This window comes from Sphingopyxis sp., from assembly GCF_035686825.1.
GTDB lineage: Bacteria > Pseudomonadota > Alphaproteobacteria > Sphingomonadales > Sphingomonadaceae > Sphingopyxis.
This window is the reverse complement of record NZ_DASRYZ010000007.1, coordinates 299,292-314,864: the sequence shown is the minus strand read 5'-3', so window position 1 is coordinate 314,864 and position 15,573 is coordinate 299,292. Positions and strand designations below refer to the sequence as shown.

Here is a 15,573-nt window from a genome sequence, read left to right as displayed (position 1 = left end):
CGCCATCCCTCGCCTTCGCCTAGCGTCCGCCGTCCCAGCAGGAGATCGTTCATGCGCCGCATTGCCCCCCTCGCCGCCATCGCCCTCATCGCCGCCGTCGCGACCCCGATCGTCGTCGCCCAGGGCGGCTCCGCCCCCGGCGCGCCCGACAAGTCGCGCGTCACCGCGGGCACCTATGCCGCCGATCCCGGCCACACGATGGTCGTGTGGGAAGTCGACCACCTCGGCTTCAGCAAATATAGCGGCATCTTCGGCGACGTGACCGGCACGCTCGTCATCGACCCCGCCAACCCCGCCGCCGCCAAGGTCGATGTGACGATCCCGGTGTCGAAGGTCACGACCGCCAGCGCCGGCCTCACCAGCCACCTCCTCCGCCCCGGCAAGGACGGCGGCAAGGCCGACTTCTTCGGCGCCAATCCCGCCGACGCCAAATTCGTGTCGACCAGCGTCGTCGTCGACGAGGACGGCGACGAAGCGAAGGTCACCGGCAACCTCACGCTCAACGGCGTGACCAAGCCCGTCACCCTCGACGTCGATTTCCACGGCGCGGGCGTCGGCATGAACAAGAAGGAAACCGTCGGGTTCGAGGCCGAGACCACGATCAAGCGCAGCGATTTCGGCGTCTCGATGGGCATTCCGATGGTCAGCGACGAAGTCGAACTCGAAATCCACGCCGCGTTCGAAAAGCAGTAAGACACGCGCCAATCTGTCACACGCGCCGCGTATCACGGGGCGGGACCGGCATGGTCCCGCCCCTTTTCGCACAAGGAGCCGTGTGATGAGCGAACTGGTACGCGAAATCGTCGAAGTGAACGCCGGGATCGACGGCGACGAGGAAAATCCGCTGCTGATCGTCGAGGTCGAGGGCCTCGCCGCCACCGCGGGCTGGACCAACGTCCGGCTCGACCCGCATGTCTATATCACCCCGCCCGACGACGGCGTGCAGGATTTCGACCTCGTCGGCGACCGCCCGCCCACCCTTTCTTCAGGCGACGCCGCCGAGGCGCTCAGCGAAGTCGAGGCCGGCTGGGAAGGCCCGCTCGAGGACTGGGTCGTCGGCGTGCGCGTCCACGCGGTCGACAATCTGATCGAGGACGAGGTCTACGAACCCTGGGACGAGGACGACGAGAGCGAAGCCGCCTGAGGCCCGCTCCGCAACCATCCCCTGCACTACGCCGGGCCGCGGGTCTCTTCGCGGCCCGGCGACATTTTCGGTTCATCGCAGAGCCAGCAAGCGCGGCTTAGCTTCCCCGCATTCAAGGGAGGATCACCATGCGCACGCTGCTTCTCGCTCTCGCCCCCATCCTCGTCGCCACCCCGGCGCTGGCACAAGCCAATCCGCAGATCGACTATCCCGGTTTCCAGGCGCTCACCGCCAGCGTCGCCCCCGAACGCGCCCAGCGCCTGATCGCCTTCGACGCCTTCAAGGCCGCGGCCGCCAAACCCGGCACCCTGCTCCTCGACGCGCGCTCGAAGGACGCCTTCGCGCGCGGCCACATCAAGGGCGCGGTAAACCTCCCCCTCACCGACTTCACCGCGGAGAGCCTCGCCGCGGTGATCGGCGCCGACCCGAACCGCCCCATCCTCATCTATTGCAACAATAATTTCTCGAACCACAAAAGCCCCGTGCCGCTCAAATCCGCGCCGCTCGCGCTCAACATCCAGACCTTCATCAACCTCGTCGGCTATGGCTATCCCAACGTCCACGAACTCGCCGACGTCGTCGATTTCAACGATGCGAAGGTTGAGTGGGTGACAGGCTGAGCCCCTAACCCACCTCGTCATTGCGAGGAGCCGAAGGCGACGAAGCAATCTCCAGCCATCGACCTCGCACAAGGCCGGCGGCTGGAGATTGCTTCGCTGCGCTCGCAATGACGGAGGGAGAGAGCAGCGACGCAATTTTCGCACTCCCCCCTTGCCAAGCGCGACATTTTGCATCACTAGGGCGCCCATGCGCGGCAACGCCCTTCTTCTTCTGCGACTTACACGCCCTTGGGCGTGACACTGGCTGCGCGCTAGTCGCGGCCACCCGCTCAAGGGTCCGATCGACAAAGCACCGCAACCGACAGCAGAAGAAGTTCCAACCCCATGACCATGCTCCGCGACCCTTCGGTCAAGTATAGCGCCTTCCCGCAGGTTCCCTTGACGAACCGCGAATGGCCCACCCGCGTCACCACCAAGGCGCCGATCTGGCTCTCGACCGACCTCCGCGACGGCAACCAGTCGCTGATCGACCCGATGGATGCCGAGAAGAAGACGCGCTTCTTCGACCTGCTCGTCAAGGCGGGCTTCAAGGAGATCGAGGTCGGCTTCCCCGCCAGCGGCGCGACCGACTTCGACTATATCCAGAACCTCGTCCGCACCGGCCGCATCCCCGACGACGTCACGCCGCAGGTGCTGACGCAGAGCCGCGCCGACCTTATCCGCACCAGCTTCGACAGCCTCGAAGGCGCTCGGGCCGCGATCGTCCACGTCTATAACGCGGTCAGCCCCGCGTGGCGCAAGATCGTCTTCGGCATGGAGATGGACGAGATCAAGGGCATCGCGATCGAGGGCGCGAAGCAGCTCCGCGACAATGCCGCGCGCCTGCCCGGCACCGACTGGCGCTTCGAATACAGCCCCGAAACCTTCTCGACCGCCGAGCTCGATTTCAGCATCGCCTGCTGCGAGGCGGTGATGGAGATCCTGCAGCCGACCGCGGACAAGCCGATCATCCTCAACCTCCCCGCGACGGTCGAGGCCTCGACGGCGAACATCTACGCCGACCAGATCGAATATTTCTGCAAGAATTTGCCGAACCGCGACGCCGCGATCATCAGCTTGCACACCCACAACGACCGCGGCACCGGCGTCGCGGCGGCCGAGCTCGGCCTGCTCGCGGGCGCCGACCGCGTCGAGGGCTGCCTGTTCGGCAATGGCGAGCGCACCGGCAACACCTGCCTCGTCACCGTCGCGCTCAACATGTACACGCAGGGCGTCGACCCCGAACTCGACTTCTCGAACATCGACGAGGTCATCGCGACGGTCGAATATTGCAACAATCTGCCCGTCCACCCGCGCCACCCCTATGGCGGCGAGCTCGTCTACACCGCCTTTTCGGGCAGCCATCAGGATGCGATCAAGAAAGGCTTCGCCGCGCGCGAGCGCCAGAATGACGAACGCTGGGAAGTCCCCTATCTCCCCATCGACCCCGCCGACCTCGGCCGCAGCTACGAAGCGGTGATCCGCGTCAACAGCCAGTCGGGCAAGGGCGGCGTCGCCTGGGTGCTCGAACAGGACAAGGGCCTGAAACTGCCCAAGAAAATGCAGGCGAGCTTCAGCCATATCGTCCAGGCGCTCGCCGACGAAACCAGCCGCGAACTCGGCGCCGAGGATATCTGGCACGCGTTCGAGGGCCAGTATCTCGCGACCGAAGCCAAGCGCTTCCAGCTCGTCGACTGGTCGGAGACCCACAGCGGCACCGACCGCATCTTCGCCGGCAAGCTCACCATCGACGGCACCCCGCGCAGCGTCAGCGGTCGCGGCAACGGCCTGATGTCGAGCGTCATCGCCGCATTGAGCGAAAGCGGCGGCCCCGTGATGGACATCGTCGATTACAGCGAGCACGCGATCGGCCAAGGCAGCAATGTGCAGGCCGCGGCTTATGTCGAATGCCGCACCGCGGACGGGAAAAGCCTGTTCGGGTGCGGGCTCGACACCGACGTCGCGACAGCGAGCGTGCGGGCGATTTTGAGCGCGGCGAATGGGGCTTAGCTACCCGATAAGTGCGACTCTCGACTAAGCTAAGCGGGAAAATTTCGCCGGAACTGTTCTCGAGCTCGGCGAAAATCAGCTTTCGAAGCCCAATGCGAACGCAAGAAGCTATCATGCACACCAACCGCTTCTAGGTCTTCCTTGAGCCACATTTCAGCTGTGTGGGTAAAGTACAGCGAGTGCTCCTCTCCAGCTGCAAGTTTTTTAGGCAGCCCTCCCGCAAATGGGCCGGTCGCCTTTTCTGGTTGCCATAGCTTGTCGATCGGGTTGAGCATTCCGAGAGCCACGCGCCATTGAAAAAGCGACCTTTTCGGACGCGCAACGGCGCAATCGATGACAACTTCGCCCGGACCGAAATTAGTGAATTTAAGGACGAATAAACGAAGAGGTGGACTACTGCCGTCAAGCTTCATCAGCATAAAGCTGACCTTCATCTTCGGTTTAGGATAAATGAACTTCGACCAGACATTCCAAACGAACCCTGCCAACGCGATCAGCAACGAAAAGATGCTGATTATCAAGGCCCAGTCAGATGTGGTCATGACAACCTTCGAATTACCTAGGTTCGCTTAGGAGTCTGACGCCCAAAGCTCGGCGTTGACGGCGGGAGGGCTGATTTGCCAAGTGCTGCAAATAGAATTTCCGGAAATCATGTAATCTTCTATCAATCAGATCGTCCAATTGAACAAAATCGTCAGAGTTCACGCTAGATTTGAATGAGCCGCGCCATCCACCGATTGCATTATCCACAGAGGCCAATGTCTGCACATAGCAGCGATCCCGACTATTCAGCTTCCGATCAGCAACCGCTTTTTTTATCGAGCGCTTCCCTTCATTAATCAGGCCGCCAATCCCGGCCAGAAACTTCTCCGCTGACGCTTTCGAAGGCGGGTACCGGCCGGGTATCAGTTGATATCCAAGAAATTCATGGCCAGTATCGATCGGCCCGGAAAAAGCTTTTTTAGGCGAGGTCACCGGGTCATAGATGTCCATATTGAGTTTTGCGAGAAGGACCTTTGCGGCCTTCATCGCCGCCTCAACAGAACGACGGCTTTTTCCAACAATAATGAAATCGTCTATATAGCGAATGCACGTAATGCCCCGATCGTTCATTCGCTCATCGAACTCGTGCAAAACGATGTTCCCCGCAAGCGCGGACAACGGGCATCCTTGCGCGACGCCATCTTCTCCTGTTGGAAATAAAGCTCGGTCTTCCGAACTAAGCTGACTTTCATTAATAAGCTCAACCGTCAGCGCATCTTTTACTAGCTCGACAAAGTCCCGTTCCACACCAGCTTTAATTAGGAACGTCACAACATCGCGAGGTCGAATTTTCTGGAAAAAACCCGAGATATCCGAACCTGCTGCATATTTGTCGCCAGCCTCCACCCGCTCCGCAAATATCTGGATCGCGTGATCGACGCCCCTTCCTCGAATACCTCCGATTGAAGTTTTGGTCGCCAAAACAGCTTGGACGTCCGGAACCTCCTTAGCGTCTTGCAGTACGTCCAATATTGCGCGCTGCACAATGCGATCTTCAAGCGGTGCAACTACTATGGGCCGCTTCCCAGTCTTCCCTTTTCCCTTTGGCGGAGTAGCGCCGAAAGCTGGCGAGAACTCATAACCATCTCGAAGCCGGTCCTGAAGCTGGCGGAGCTTTCGAGGCAAGTTTTCGCCAAACCTTAAAGCCGCTTGCTTCGTTTGTTCTGTTTGGGAAGTTTCCGCATTGCGGCGGATTTCATGCCATGCTGAAACCAGCACCTTCATCGAGCGCACACGCCTGCATAGAGATGCTGGCACCTTCGTCGATCTAGCTGTGGGGCCTGCCGTCAAAGTTCCCCCCGGCTAACCAAGCGCCCACGGCAATAGCCGCTGACGCATCGACCTGCACCGCGAGGCTAATCGCCACACGATGGTCCCCGACTCTCGTACCCGCACCCGATCCGGGCCAAGTGAGAATAAGGGCCAGGCCCAAAGCGACTGCCGACCAGCGACTCATCGCCGCGACCGACATCGATGCAACTCCGCGTCCACGCATAATAACTCCCCCCTCCAGCATAACAGCTTTTTGGGCGCGTCAAGCTCTTGCGCGGCTCCCCGCCCCGGGCGACACTTAAGTTCGGAGACTGGACGACAGGCCGCCAACGACGGAACACCAGTCTCGCACGTCGTAGCCGGGGCGTGCGGGCGTCCTCCAGACGAAGCGCCCACGGCAATAGCCGCTGACGCATCGACCTGCACCGCGAGGCTAATCGCCACACGATGGTCCCCGACTCTCGTACCCGCACCCGATCCGGGCCAAGTGAGAATAAGGGAGCAAGTCAGCGCTACTCGCATAGCGCGCTGTAAGCCGGAACGCAAGGGGAACAACAATCCGGACTGGACATTCTTCCATAGAGAAAATCCCTTTCCTACATTTCACCCATATGGTTCATTCTGTCGGTTTCACACAACCGAAAGGACGAATCGATGGACGACGCCACGCCCAATCCCGCCGACATCCCCGCCCCCGGCAGCTATCACTGGACACCCAAACTCCAGCGCGCGTTTCTGGAGAGCTTGGCGACCACCGGGTCGGTGAAGATCGCCAGCGCGTCGGTCGGCATGTCGCCGCGCGCCACCTACGATCTCAAGCACAAGCCGCAGGGCGCGGCGTTCCGGCTCGGCTGGGCGGCGGCGGTGCTGATCGCGCGCGGGCGGCTCGCCGACGAGCTGCTCGACCGCGCGATCTGGGGGCATGACGAGATGACCACCGTCTACCGCGAAGAGGACCGCAGCCTTTACAAGCGCCGCCGCATCGAATCGCGCCTCGGCCTCGCGATGCTCGCGCGGCTCGACAAGATGGTCGAAACCCCCGCGAAAGCCGGCGAGGAGATGCTCGCGCAGATCGTCGCCGGCGACTGGCCGGGCTTCCTCGCGCTCTTCGACCTGGATGCGGAGAACAGCGACGCCGAGGGACATAATGCCGCCCTCGCCCTCTGGCTCGCCGGCCGCGACAACAACGCCAACCCGCTCGCCGCGCTGTGGCAGGACAGCGAAATCGCGAATGAAGTTGCGCAGATTTCCGACGATTTGGGCGACGAATACGACAGCGTCGAAACGCCCGAGGAGGCGGCCGCGGCGATGACCGTCTGGTTCGACGACCGCGCCGGCGACTGGCGCACCGACTTCCCGCCGCCCGAGGGTTTTTACGGCCATGAAGAGGGCCAGTTCGGCGACCCCGCCTATGCCCGCGCGCTCGATGACGACGAGCTCGAGCTCTATGAAATACTGCGCGACACCGAGAACGCCCCCTTGCGCATCGCCGGCGAAGCCGCCCGCCGCGCCTTCTTCCACCTGCCCGCCCCCGCGAACGACCCGGCGCCCGAAGGCGGGAAGGCGCGCAAAAGTGCGAGCGGCTGATGCGCCTACCCCACCTCGTCATCCCCGCGGAGCCGAAGGCGACGCGTAGCGCGTACGCGGGAATGACGGAGGTTGAGACGCTCCCCAATCCCCCAAACCTTGACTTTTACAGCAAAACCGCCATATTCGCGAAGCTATCGTCGCCTGCGACGGAAATTTACGGCCCTTCGGGGCACTATCTTCCCTTCACATGCTACCAGCTCCGCCGGTGCTTTTGCCGGTGGATTCCCGTTTCTCGTGAAAGGAAACACCCCATGCCCATCGGCACCGTAAAATTCTTCAACAGCGACAAGGGTTACGGCTTCATCGAGAATGAAGACGGCTCGGGCGACAGCTTCGTCCACATCACCGCGGTCCAGGCCGCGGGCATGGACACGCTCCAGAAGGAGCAGCGCGTCTCCTACGAACTCGAAACCGGCCGCAACGGCAAGGTTTCGGCGATCAACCTCCAGCAGGCCTGATCCGCACCGATCCCGCGCGGCGGGCCGGGTGTCGCACCTCGCGCATCCGCCCGCCGCCGGCGATACCGCCGCGCCTTCCGGGGCGCTCCCTTTCCATCTCCAACCCAAGCAATTTTCGTTTTAAATCAAAGATAAAGATGATGACACCATTCCATAACAACAATGCTATTTTCCCCGCTCTGCCCGCGCTGTCGCTGGCCGGCAAGGCGATGACGGCGACCCCGCCGCGCCGCCGCCGCCCGACGCTGTCGCGCCGCGAGCTCCGGCGCCTGATCGCCGAAATGGTCGATTGATCGACCCGAACCCTTAAAGGAGCAGCCATGTCGGCCACGATCGAATTCTATGTCGCACAGGCCGAAAAATGCACCGCGGAGGCCGAGGCCTCGGCGCTGACGCAGGTCCGCGACCGCAATTTGCGCGCCGCCGCGGCGTGGCAGGCGATGGCCGACAAGCTGCTCCACACCGAAAAGCTCCGCGCCGAAAAGGAAGCCGCGATCGCGGCAGCGCACGCCGGTTGACGCGGACGCCGGCGGCGCGTCATGGCCGGGTCATGTTCACGCACCGTATCGCCACCCCCGCCGACCTCGAAGCGCTGCGCGCCGTGATGGCGCTCGCCATCGCCGAGCTGCAGAAGGACTTTCTCAGCCCCGAACAGATCGCGGCGAGCCATGCGGTGATGGGCCTCGATACCCAGCTCATCGCCGACAGCACCTATTTCATCGTCGAGGAAGAGGGCCGGATCGCCGGCTGCGGCGGCTGGTCGCACCGCGCGACGCTCTATGGCGGCGACCACAGCAAGGATCTGCGCGATCCCGCCCCGCTCGACCCCGCGCGCATCCGCGCCATGTACACCCATCCCGACTTCGCCCGCCGCGGCGTCGGACGTCTCGTCATGGCACTCTGCGAGGATGCGGCGCGCGCCGGGGGCTTCCGCCGCGCCGAAATGATGGCGACGCTGTCGGGCGAGCCGCTCTACCGCGCCTGCGGCTACACCCCCATCGAACAAGTCGCGGCGCCCGGTCCGGGCGGCGTCGCCGTGCCGCTGGTCCGCATGGGAAAGGCGCTCGATTGAAGCGGGTCGGGACCCTAATCGACCACCCAATAATCGGCCGCCCCGCCCGGCTCGTGCCCGCGGCGGCAAATCACCTTATCGCCGCTCGACAGTTCGGCCCATTCGCCGATCGGCTCGCGCTCCATCATCACCAGCGCCGCCGCGACATCCTCGGCCTCGAACGCCACGCGCTTCTCCATCCCGAACCAGGCATCGCGATAACGCAGGAGGAAAGGCGTCAGGGTGCGCACGTTGGCGGAGGTTTCGGGGCGCGGCAGACAGTCGCAGTCGCTGTCCTTTTGGCCGCTGATGGCGTGGGGGAATTTCATGGGGAGAGCCTTCGGTGGGGGAAACGAAGGGGGCGGTCGCATCGGCCTGTTCGGCCATGACCGCCGCCGGGGCGAAATTGGGTCGGCGACGCATCTCCTTTGGGCGCACGGGCGCGATCGGATCGTCGCGCGAGCCGCGACCTTCCGGAAAAAGATATATTATTTCATTGCCATATGCCGCGCGGTCGCCCGTCTACTCCTTCGACGAGCGGCGCGTTCGAATCGACAAACGACTTGACGGTTATCCATCATCCCGGCTGGCGCGGCGGCGGCGCCACAGGATGAGCCCCGCGACCCCCAGCCCGAACAGGCCGAACATCCCCGGCTCGGGCACCGGCACCGCGCCGCCGGTCGATCCGCCGCCGCCAGACGTTCCGCCCCCGGTCGAGCTGTCGCCGCCGGTCGATGTGCCGCCCGACGGCGGCGTCGCATAGCCCCCCTTGAAGATGCCGACGTGCATCTCGCCATTCTGCCTGAGGTTGCCGAACACCCCCGACCCCTGAATGTAATTGCGCGTCTCGGCATCGGCGAGCGGCGCGAGCACCGACCCGCCCCAGGCGGTGGTCAGCTTCAGTTCCTCGGCATCGGGAAAGTTCCAGATCACCCGTTCGCCAAGATTGTTGGTGCCGCCAAGGAAATTGTCGTTGAGATTGACCGACCGGCCGCTGACGTTGACGACCGCGGTGTCGGCCCCGCCCAGATTGAACTGGATCTCGCCAATCTTGTCGAGGTCGGCGGCGGTGATGTTGAACACGGCGAGCCCCTGCGCGTTCGGCTGCGCGTTGAAAATGCCCCGATTGCCCTGCGCCGTCATCTGGCTGTTCGCCGCCAGCGTGCCCATGTCGAACGACAGGCTGCCGAGGCTGCTCTTGAGGTCGGCCTTCTGCTGCTGCAAACCCAGGCCGAAGGCCGGGTTGCTCCGGTCGAGGTTCGACAGGACGCTGTTCTGGTTGATGTTGGTGTTGTTGATCGTCCCGCCGACCTTCACCGTCTGGTTCGGACCGTTGAGGTTGAAGCCGCTCGTCACATTGCCCCCGACGACCGCGCCCGACCCGTTGTTCAGATTCTTGTGGCTGCCCGTGACGTTGCCGACGACGGTCAGCCCCGGCTGGCCGTTCGGCGAGGTTGTGGCGCGGATGCCGTAATTCGACGAATTGCCCGTCAGATTGCCGCCGACGAAGGTACGTCCCTCGACCTCGGACGAGGATTCGAGATTGCCGAGCACGACGAGATTCCATTCGCGCAGCGCGTCGATGCCGGTGATCGACTTGCTCTGCGCGAGCGCCGGGCTCGCCAGCGCGGCCGCGACAAGCGCGGCGGAAACCAGGGTGCGGATCGGAAAGGCCACGAGTTTGTCCTAATATTCGAAGAGGAAAGCGCCGGCGCCCATAGGCCGTTCGTCGCACGCCTTACACCGAAGTGCGGCGGACCGTTGTCCCGTTCCGGAACATCAGCGGATTTTCGGCGAAGGACCGTTGGAAATCTGCGGCGGGCGTCCGTCAATCGATCGACAGGAAGGCGGTCACCGTCAACCGCCCTTGGGCCGGATCGGCCGATAGCGGGTTGGCCGCCGAAATCGCGCCGCTGTGCAGGTTCCAGCTGCGATAGAGCAGCGCGCGATTGTAACGCGCCGGCTCGGTCCGGATGCGTTCGAACAACGGCGTATCGCCCAGCATATACCCGGGCGGCGGGACCCCGCCGTGGCGCATCTCGGTATCGAGATGGCGGAAGAAGAGATCGCGCCGCGCCGCATTGACCGTCTCGAATCCCGTCGCACGATGGCGAAAAAAGGCGGTCCCGTCGCCGCCTTCGGGCGAGAGATAATGGACGAGCGCGATGCGGTCCTCGGTGAAGGCATCGACATGCGGCAGGCGCTGCGGGATCGTCAGCGCGCCGGGCGGGATCGACACGATCGAAAAGCTCGCATCGACGACACGCGGCGCCCCCCGCCGTTCGAAGGCGGCGGCGGCCGCCTCGGCGATAAGCGGGAGCTGCGTCGCCAGATAGGCCTCGGGCAGCGCCGCCCGCACCCCCGGATAATGGTTGAGCGCCGGGGAAAAATCAGCGGCCGCGGCGAAAGCGCGCAGGCCAGCGGGATCGGGCGCGAAATCGTCGATCACGACGAGCGGCTGCCCCTCGGCGCCGATGGTCTCGATACGCATGTCCGTCATTCGCTACACGCCGCCGCGCGTTCGAGCAGGAAGTCGCGCTCGCGCTCATTGCCGGTCAGCGCCGCGGCCGCCTCGAAGGCCGTCCGCGCCTCGTCGCGGCGGCCGGCGCGGAGCAGGAAATCGCCGCGCGCGGCGGGGAGCGGCGCATAGTTTCGCAGCATTGCGCCATCGGCGATTTCGTCGACGAGCCGCAATCCCGCCTCGGGGCCGAACGCCATGCTGTGCGCGACCGCGCGGTTGAGTTCGACCACGGGCGACGGCATCACCTGCCCGAGCCGGTCGTAGAGCGCGGCGATCCGCCGCCAGTCGGTCGCCTCCGCCGTGCGCGCCCGCGCATGGCACGCCGCAAGCGCCGCCTGCAGCGCATAGGGTCCTCCGGCACCGCCCAGCGCCTCCGCGCGGTTCAGCGCATTCAGCCCGCGCCGGATCAGCAGCTGGTCCCAGCGCGCGCGGTTCTGCTCGGTCAGCGGCACGAAGCCCCCGTCGGGCCCGGCGCGCGCCGTCAGCCGCGATGCCTGGATCTCGACCAGCGCGAGCAATCCCAGCACCTCGGGCTGCTCGGGCATCAGCCCGGCGAGGATGCGCGCCAGCCGCTGCGCCTCGGCGCAGAGCGGCGGGCGGACGAGCGACGGCCCCGCGGTCGCGGCATAGCCTTCGTTGAAGATCAGATAGACGACTTCGAGCACCGAACCGAGCCGCGCCGCCAGCTCGGCCCCGCGTGGCACCTCGAACTGGGCGCCCGCCTTGGCGATCGCCTTCTTAGCGCGCGTGATCCGCGCCGCGATCGTCGCCTCGTTCGACAGGAAAGCGCGCGCGATCTCCTCGACGGTCAGCCCGCCGACGAGCCGCAGCGTCAGCGCGGCGCGCGCCTCGGGCGAAATCACGGGGTGGCAGGCGGCGAAGATCAGCCCGAGCAACTCATCGCCCAGCGGATCGTCGAACGCCGCTTCGGCGGCTTCCACGCGCATATCCTGTTCCTCATCGAGTTCGCGGCCGATTTCGGCCTGTTTGCGCGAGCGCATCGCGTCGTGCCGGACGCCGTCGATCAGGCGCCGCTTCGCCGCGGCGGTCAGCCAGGCGCCCGGTCGGTCGGGCACACCGCTCTTCGGCCATTCGGTGAGCGCAATCAGCAGCGCTTCCTGCGCCAGTTCCTCCGCGCGGTCGACGTCGCGCGTCATCCGGGCGAGCGCGGCGATCAGCCGCGCGCGCTCGATCCGGAATATCGCCTCTATCGCCCGATGGGCCTGATCGCGGATCTGGCCGCGAGTTTCGTCCGTCGCCATGCGTGCCTTCTCGGGCAAGGGAGCCGGGGAGGCAAGCATGGCGACCGGCATCGATTATTGGCCGCTGAGCCTGTCGCGCAGCTGTTGCTCGCGCTCGGCCAGTTCGGGGGTCAGCGCGTCGCCGAAATCTTCCATTTCATAGAAGGGTCGGATTTCGAGCTCGCTCGGCCCCGGCATCGGGTTGGGACAGCGTTTCGCCCACGCGACCGCTTCGTCCATATCCTTGACTTCCCAGATCCAATAGCCTGCGACGAGCTCGCGCGTTTCGGCGAAGGGGCCATCGATCACGGCGCGGTTGGGGCCGTCGAATGCGATGCGCTTGCCCGCCGATGAAGGCTTCAGTCCGTCACCGTCGACCATCACGCCGGCATTGACCAGTTCCTCGTTGAATTTGCCCATCGCCTCGAACATTTCGGTCATGTCCTCGGTCGGCGGCAGGCCCTTTTCGCTGTCTTCGGTCGCTTTCACGAAAACCATCACACGCATTTTCCATCTCCTTTTGATCGGGCCAACAGCGGCTCGTATCCAGACGACGAACGAGCCGCCGTCAAATCGACGCGGGGCAAGAAAAAATTTTCAGGCGACCTCGGCGAGCGACTGCGGCGTCGAGAAACGCTGGCGATATTCGCCCGGCGACAAGCCGATCAGACGGTGGAACAATTTGCGGAACGCCGCCGCATCCTCATATCCGACGCTCCACGCGATCTGGTCGACCGTGCGCTTGGTGAACTCGAGCAGTTCGCGCGCCTTGCCGACGCGCAGATGCTGGACATATTCGACCGGCGTCATCCCCGTCGCCGCCTTGAAACGGCGCTGAAAGGTGCGTTCCTCCATCCCCGCCTCGCGCGCCATCTCGGCGACCGCGACCGGTCCGGCGCCTTTCGCCTGCAACCAGTGCTGCACCTTCAGGACCGCTTCGTCACCGTGCGTCAGCCGCGGCGCGAAACTCGCATAGTTTTTCTGCTCGCGCCCCGCCGGGTCGATCAGGAAGAAGCGCGCGGTTTCCATCATCACCGTCGGGCCGAGCAGCCGCTCGACGATGCGCAGCCCCAGGTCGGTCCACGCCATCAGCCCGCCCGCGGTGACGATGTCGCCATCGTCGACGACCATCCGGTCGGCCTCCAGTCGCACCTCGGGAAAGCGCGCCCTGAACTCCTCGGCGAAAAACCAGTGCGTCGTCGCCGGCCGCCCCGCGAGCAACCCCGTCGCCGCGAGAGCGAAGGCGCCGCCGCAATTCGAAGCGAGCACCGCTCCCTGCGCGTGCCGGTCGACCAGCCAGCGCGCATAAGGCGCGACTTCCTCGGCCTCGAGCAGCTTGTGCAGGCTCCCCGGCGCAATCAGCACCGCGGGCGAATTACCCGCCGGCTCGTCCGGATGGCTGTCGAAACAGCGCGCGAAGCCCCCGCCCTCCTGCAAGCGCCAGTGGCTGGCGCGGATCGGGCGGCGGCCATGGTCGATCGCGAACCGCCCGGCGACGTCGAAGAGGTCGGTGATGCCGTGGACCATGCCGATCTGGCAGTCGGGATAAAGCATCATTCCGACCTCGACGAGCGGCACATTGGCTTCGTCGGGCACCGTCAGTCTGGGCATCGCGGCTCCTTTGTCGGAATCGGACCGGATAATGTCGCGTCCGCCAATCCCGATCAAGCACACATCGCCGTATCTGTTGTTTCACCGGGACGGACACCCCGCCCTTCTCGAAGCGAAAGGAACCATGACATGACCGCCATCACCACCAAGGACGGCACCAACATCTTCTTCAAGGACTGGGGTCCGAAGGATGGACAGCCGATCATCTTCTCGCACGGCTGGCCGCTCAGCGCCGACGCATGGGACGCGCAGATGGTGTTTTTCGCGAACCAGGGTTTTCGCACCATCGCCCACGACCGGCGCAGCCACGGCCGTTCGGACCAGGTCTGGGACAATAATAATATGGACCAATATGCCGACGATCTCGCCGAACTGATCGAACAGCTGGGTCTGAAAGACGTCATCCTCGTCGGCCACTCGACCGGCGGCGGCGAGGTCACCCGCTATATCGGCCGCCACGGCACCGCACGCGTCGCCAAGGTCGCGCTGATCGGCGCGGTCCCCCCGCTGATGCTCAAGACCGAAGCCAACCCCGGCGGCCTGCCGATCGACGTCTTCGACGGCATCCGCAAGGGCACCTTCGACAACCGCCCGCAATTCTTCAAGGACCTCACCTTGCCCTTCTACGGCTACAACCGCGACGGCGCGGCGGTCAGCGAGGCGGTGCGCGACGAATTCGTGCGGCAGGGCATGAACGGCGGCCTCAAAGGCCTGCTCGACAGCATCCGCGCCTTTTCGGAAAGCGACTTCACCGAAGATTTGAAGCGGTTCGACAAGCCGACACTCGTCCTCCACGGCGACGACGACCAGATCGTGCCGATCGACGCTTCGGCCCGCTCGACGGTCAAGATCGTCAAGCATGCGGTGCTGAAAATCTACGAAGGCGCCGACCACGGCCTGACCGTCACCCATCAGGACCGCTTCAACGCCGACCTCCTCGATTTCATCAACAGCTGACCGAACGGGGCGGCGACCCGCTCGCCGTCCGCTCCAAACAAGGAGTAACGACCATGATCCTCGGCCTCACCATCCCGCAGTTCACCGCACTCCATGTCGCGATCAGCCTGATCGGCATCGGTGCGGGCCTCATCGCCCTTCCCGCCTTCGCGCGCGGGCGCCTCCTCCGCCGCACGACCCACATCTTCCTCTGGGCGACCCTGCTCACCAGCCTCACCGGCTTTCTCTTCCCGATCGTCGCCTTCACCCCGGCGCTCGGCACGGGCATCCTCTCGACGCTGATCCTCATCTTCGCCTTCGCTGCTTTTTACGGCCGCAAGCTCGCCGGCCGCGCCGCCACCGTCTATGCGGCCAGCGCGACCGCCGCGCTCTACCTCAACCTCTTCGTGCTGGTGGTGCAGTCCTTCCTGAAGGTCCCCGCGCTCAACGCCCTTGCCCCGAACGGCACCGAACCCCCGTTCGCCGCGGCGCAGGGCGCGCTCCTCCTCGCCGCGATCCTGTTCGGATATGTCGCGGTCAAGGCCAGCCGGCGCCCGATCGCCGCCTGATCATCGCCGGAACGACGCAAGGGCGGCC

18 protein-coding genes and 1 pseudogene are annotated in these 15,573 nt (G+C 64.6%); 11 read left to right on the top strand and 8 right to left on the bottom strand.

The genetic code is table 11. The features are described from left to right. Window positions 1-51 precede the first annotated feature (51 nt). The 4 genes from VFG17_RS19375 to leuA all read left to right on the top strand — a co-directional run bounded on the left by VFG17_RS19375 (window position 52) and on the right by leuA (window position 3,753). Window positions 52-693, top strand: coding sequence for a YceI family protein (locus tag VFG17_RS19375; protein WP_325031008.1), 642 nt, complete (start codon window positions 52-54; stop codon window positions 691-693). 85 nt (window positions 694-778) lie between these two features. Continuing rightward, window positions 779-1,144, top strand: a complete 366-nt coding sequence (locus tag VFG17_RS19370) for a hypothetical protein (protein ID WP_325031007.1) — start codon at window positions 779-781, stop codon at window positions 1,142-1,144. Window positions 1,145-1,272: 128 nt separating this feature from the next. Next, window positions 1,273-1,764 (top strand): rhodanese-like domain-containing protein, encoded by a 492-nt coding sequence (locus VFG17_RS19365; protein WP_325031006.1) that lies wholly within the window; start codon window positions 1,273-1,275, stop codon window positions 1,762-1,764. A gap of 324 nt (window positions 1,765-2,088) precedes the next feature. Next, window positions 2,089-3,753 (top strand): 2-isopropylmalate synthase, encoded by a 1,665-nt coding sequence (gene leuA, locus VFG17_RS19360; RefSeq protein ID WP_325031005.1) that lies wholly within the window; start codon window positions 2,089-2,091, stop codon window positions 3,751-3,753. A gap of 29 nt (window positions 3,754-3,782) precedes the next feature. On the opposite strand, the gene VFG17_RS19355 is transcribed toward leuA, so the two are convergent. After that, the gene (locus VFG17_RS19355) at window positions 3,783-4,295 is read right to left on the bottom strand and encodes a hypothetical protein (protein ID WP_325031004.1); all 513 of its coding nucleotides are present in this window, start codon (window positions 4,293-4,295) and stop codon (window positions 3,783-3,785) included. Between the two features lie 13 nt (window positions 4,296-4,308). Next, window positions 4,309-5,520, bottom strand: coding sequence for a reverse transcriptase domain-containing protein (locus VFG17_RS19350; protein ID WP_325031003.1), 1,212 nt, complete (start codon window positions 5,518-5,520; stop codon window positions 4,309-4,311). 702 nt (window positions 5,521-6,222) lie between these two features. Here VFG17_RS19350 and VFG17_RS19345 point away from each other — a divergent pair. The 5 genes from VFG17_RS19345 to VFG17_RS19325 all read left to right on the top strand — a co-directional run bounded on the left by VFG17_RS19345 (window position 6,223) and on the right by VFG17_RS19325 (window position 8,688). Continuing rightward, a complete protein-coding gene (locus VFG17_RS19345; protein WP_325031002.1) occupies window positions 6,223-7,155 on the top strand; it encodes a hypothetical protein in 933 nt (310 codons plus the stop codon). Window positions 7,156-7,409: 254 nt separating this feature from the next. Next, on the top strand, window positions 7,410-7,616 hold the full coding sequence (locus VFG17_RS19340; protein WP_325031001.1) for a cold-shock protein: 207 nt from the start codon (window positions 7,410-7,412) through the stop codon (window positions 7,614-7,616). A gap of 140 nt (window positions 7,617-7,756) precedes the next feature. Continuing rightward, entirely contained in the window at window positions 7,757-7,909 is a 153-nt protein-coding gene (locus tag VFG17_RS19335; RefSeq protein ID WP_325031000.1) for a hypothetical protein, read from the top strand. Between the two features lie 27 nt (window positions 7,910-7,936). Beyond that, complete coding sequence (locus tag VFG17_RS19330; protein ID WP_325030999.1) at window positions 7,937-8,134, top strand: hypothetical protein; 198 nt, start codon at window positions 7,937-7,939, stop codon at window positions 8,132-8,134. Window positions 8,135-8,166: 32 nt separating this feature from the next. Beyond that, a complete protein-coding gene (locus VFG17_RS19325) occupies window positions 8,167-8,688 on the top strand; it encodes a GNAT family N-acetyltransferase (RefSeq protein WP_325030998.1) in 522 nt (173 codons plus the stop codon). Window positions 8,689-8,702: 14 nt separating this feature from the next. Here the strand turns inward: VFG17_RS19325 and VFG17_RS19320 are convergent, their stop codons facing one another. The 6 genes and pseudogenes from VFG17_RS19320 to VFG17_RS19295 all read right to left on the bottom strand — a co-directional run bounded on the left by VFG17_RS19320 (window position 8,703) and on the right by VFG17_RS19295 (window position 14,040). Next, window positions 8,703-8,996 (bottom strand): hypothetical protein, encoded by a 294-nt coding sequence (locus VFG17_RS19320; RefSeq protein ID WP_325030997.1) that lies wholly within the window; start codon window positions 8,994-8,996, stop codon window positions 8,703-8,705. A 241-nt stretch (window positions 8,997-9,237) separates the two neighbouring features. Further along, complete coding sequence (locus tag VFG17_RS19315) at window positions 9,238-10,344, bottom strand: choice-of-anchor A family protein (RefSeq protein ID WP_325030996.1); 1,107 nt, start codon at window positions 10,342-10,344, stop codon at window positions 9,238-9,240. A 151-nt stretch (window positions 10,345-10,495) separates the two neighbouring features. Then, window positions 10,496-11,158 (bottom strand): DUF6445 family protein, encoded by a 663-nt coding sequence (locus tag VFG17_RS19310; protein ID WP_325030995.1) that lies wholly within the window; start codon window positions 11,156-11,158, stop codon window positions 10,496-10,498. 5 nt (window positions 11,159-11,163) lie between these two features. Next, entirely contained in the window at window positions 11,164-12,450 is a 1,287-nt protein-coding gene (locus VFG17_RS19305) for an RNA polymerase sigma factor (protein ID WP_325030994.1), read from the bottom strand. 126 nt (window positions 12,451-12,576) lie between these two features. Next, a pseudogene (locus VFG17_RS19300) lies at window positions 12,577-12,936 on the bottom strand (YciI family protein); the annotation flags it as partial. Between the two features lie 90 nt (window positions 12,937-13,026). Continuing rightward, window positions 13,027-14,040 (bottom strand): GlxA family transcriptional regulator, encoded by a 1,014-nt coding sequence (locus VFG17_RS19295; protein ID WP_325030993.1) that lies wholly within the window; start codon window positions 14,038-14,040, stop codon window positions 13,027-13,029. 129 nt (window positions 14,041-14,169) lie between these two features. On the opposite strand from VFG17_RS19295, the gene VFG17_RS19290 reads away from it, so the two are divergent. Together VFG17_RS19290 and VFG17_RS19285 are read left to right on the top strand one after the other, a co-directional pair. After that, window positions 14,170-14,997: an alpha/beta hydrolase gene (locus VFG17_RS19290; protein ID WP_325030992.1), complete on the top strand. Its 828-nt coding sequence runs from the start codon at window positions 14,170-14,172 to the stop codon at window positions 14,995-14,997. Window positions 14,998-15,050: 53 nt separating this feature from the next. After that, entirely contained in the window at window positions 15,051-15,545 is a 495-nt protein-coding gene (locus VFG17_RS19285) for a hypothetical protein (RefSeq protein ID WP_325030991.1), read from the top strand. The last annotated feature ends 28 nt before the right edge of the window (window positions 15,546-15,573 follow it).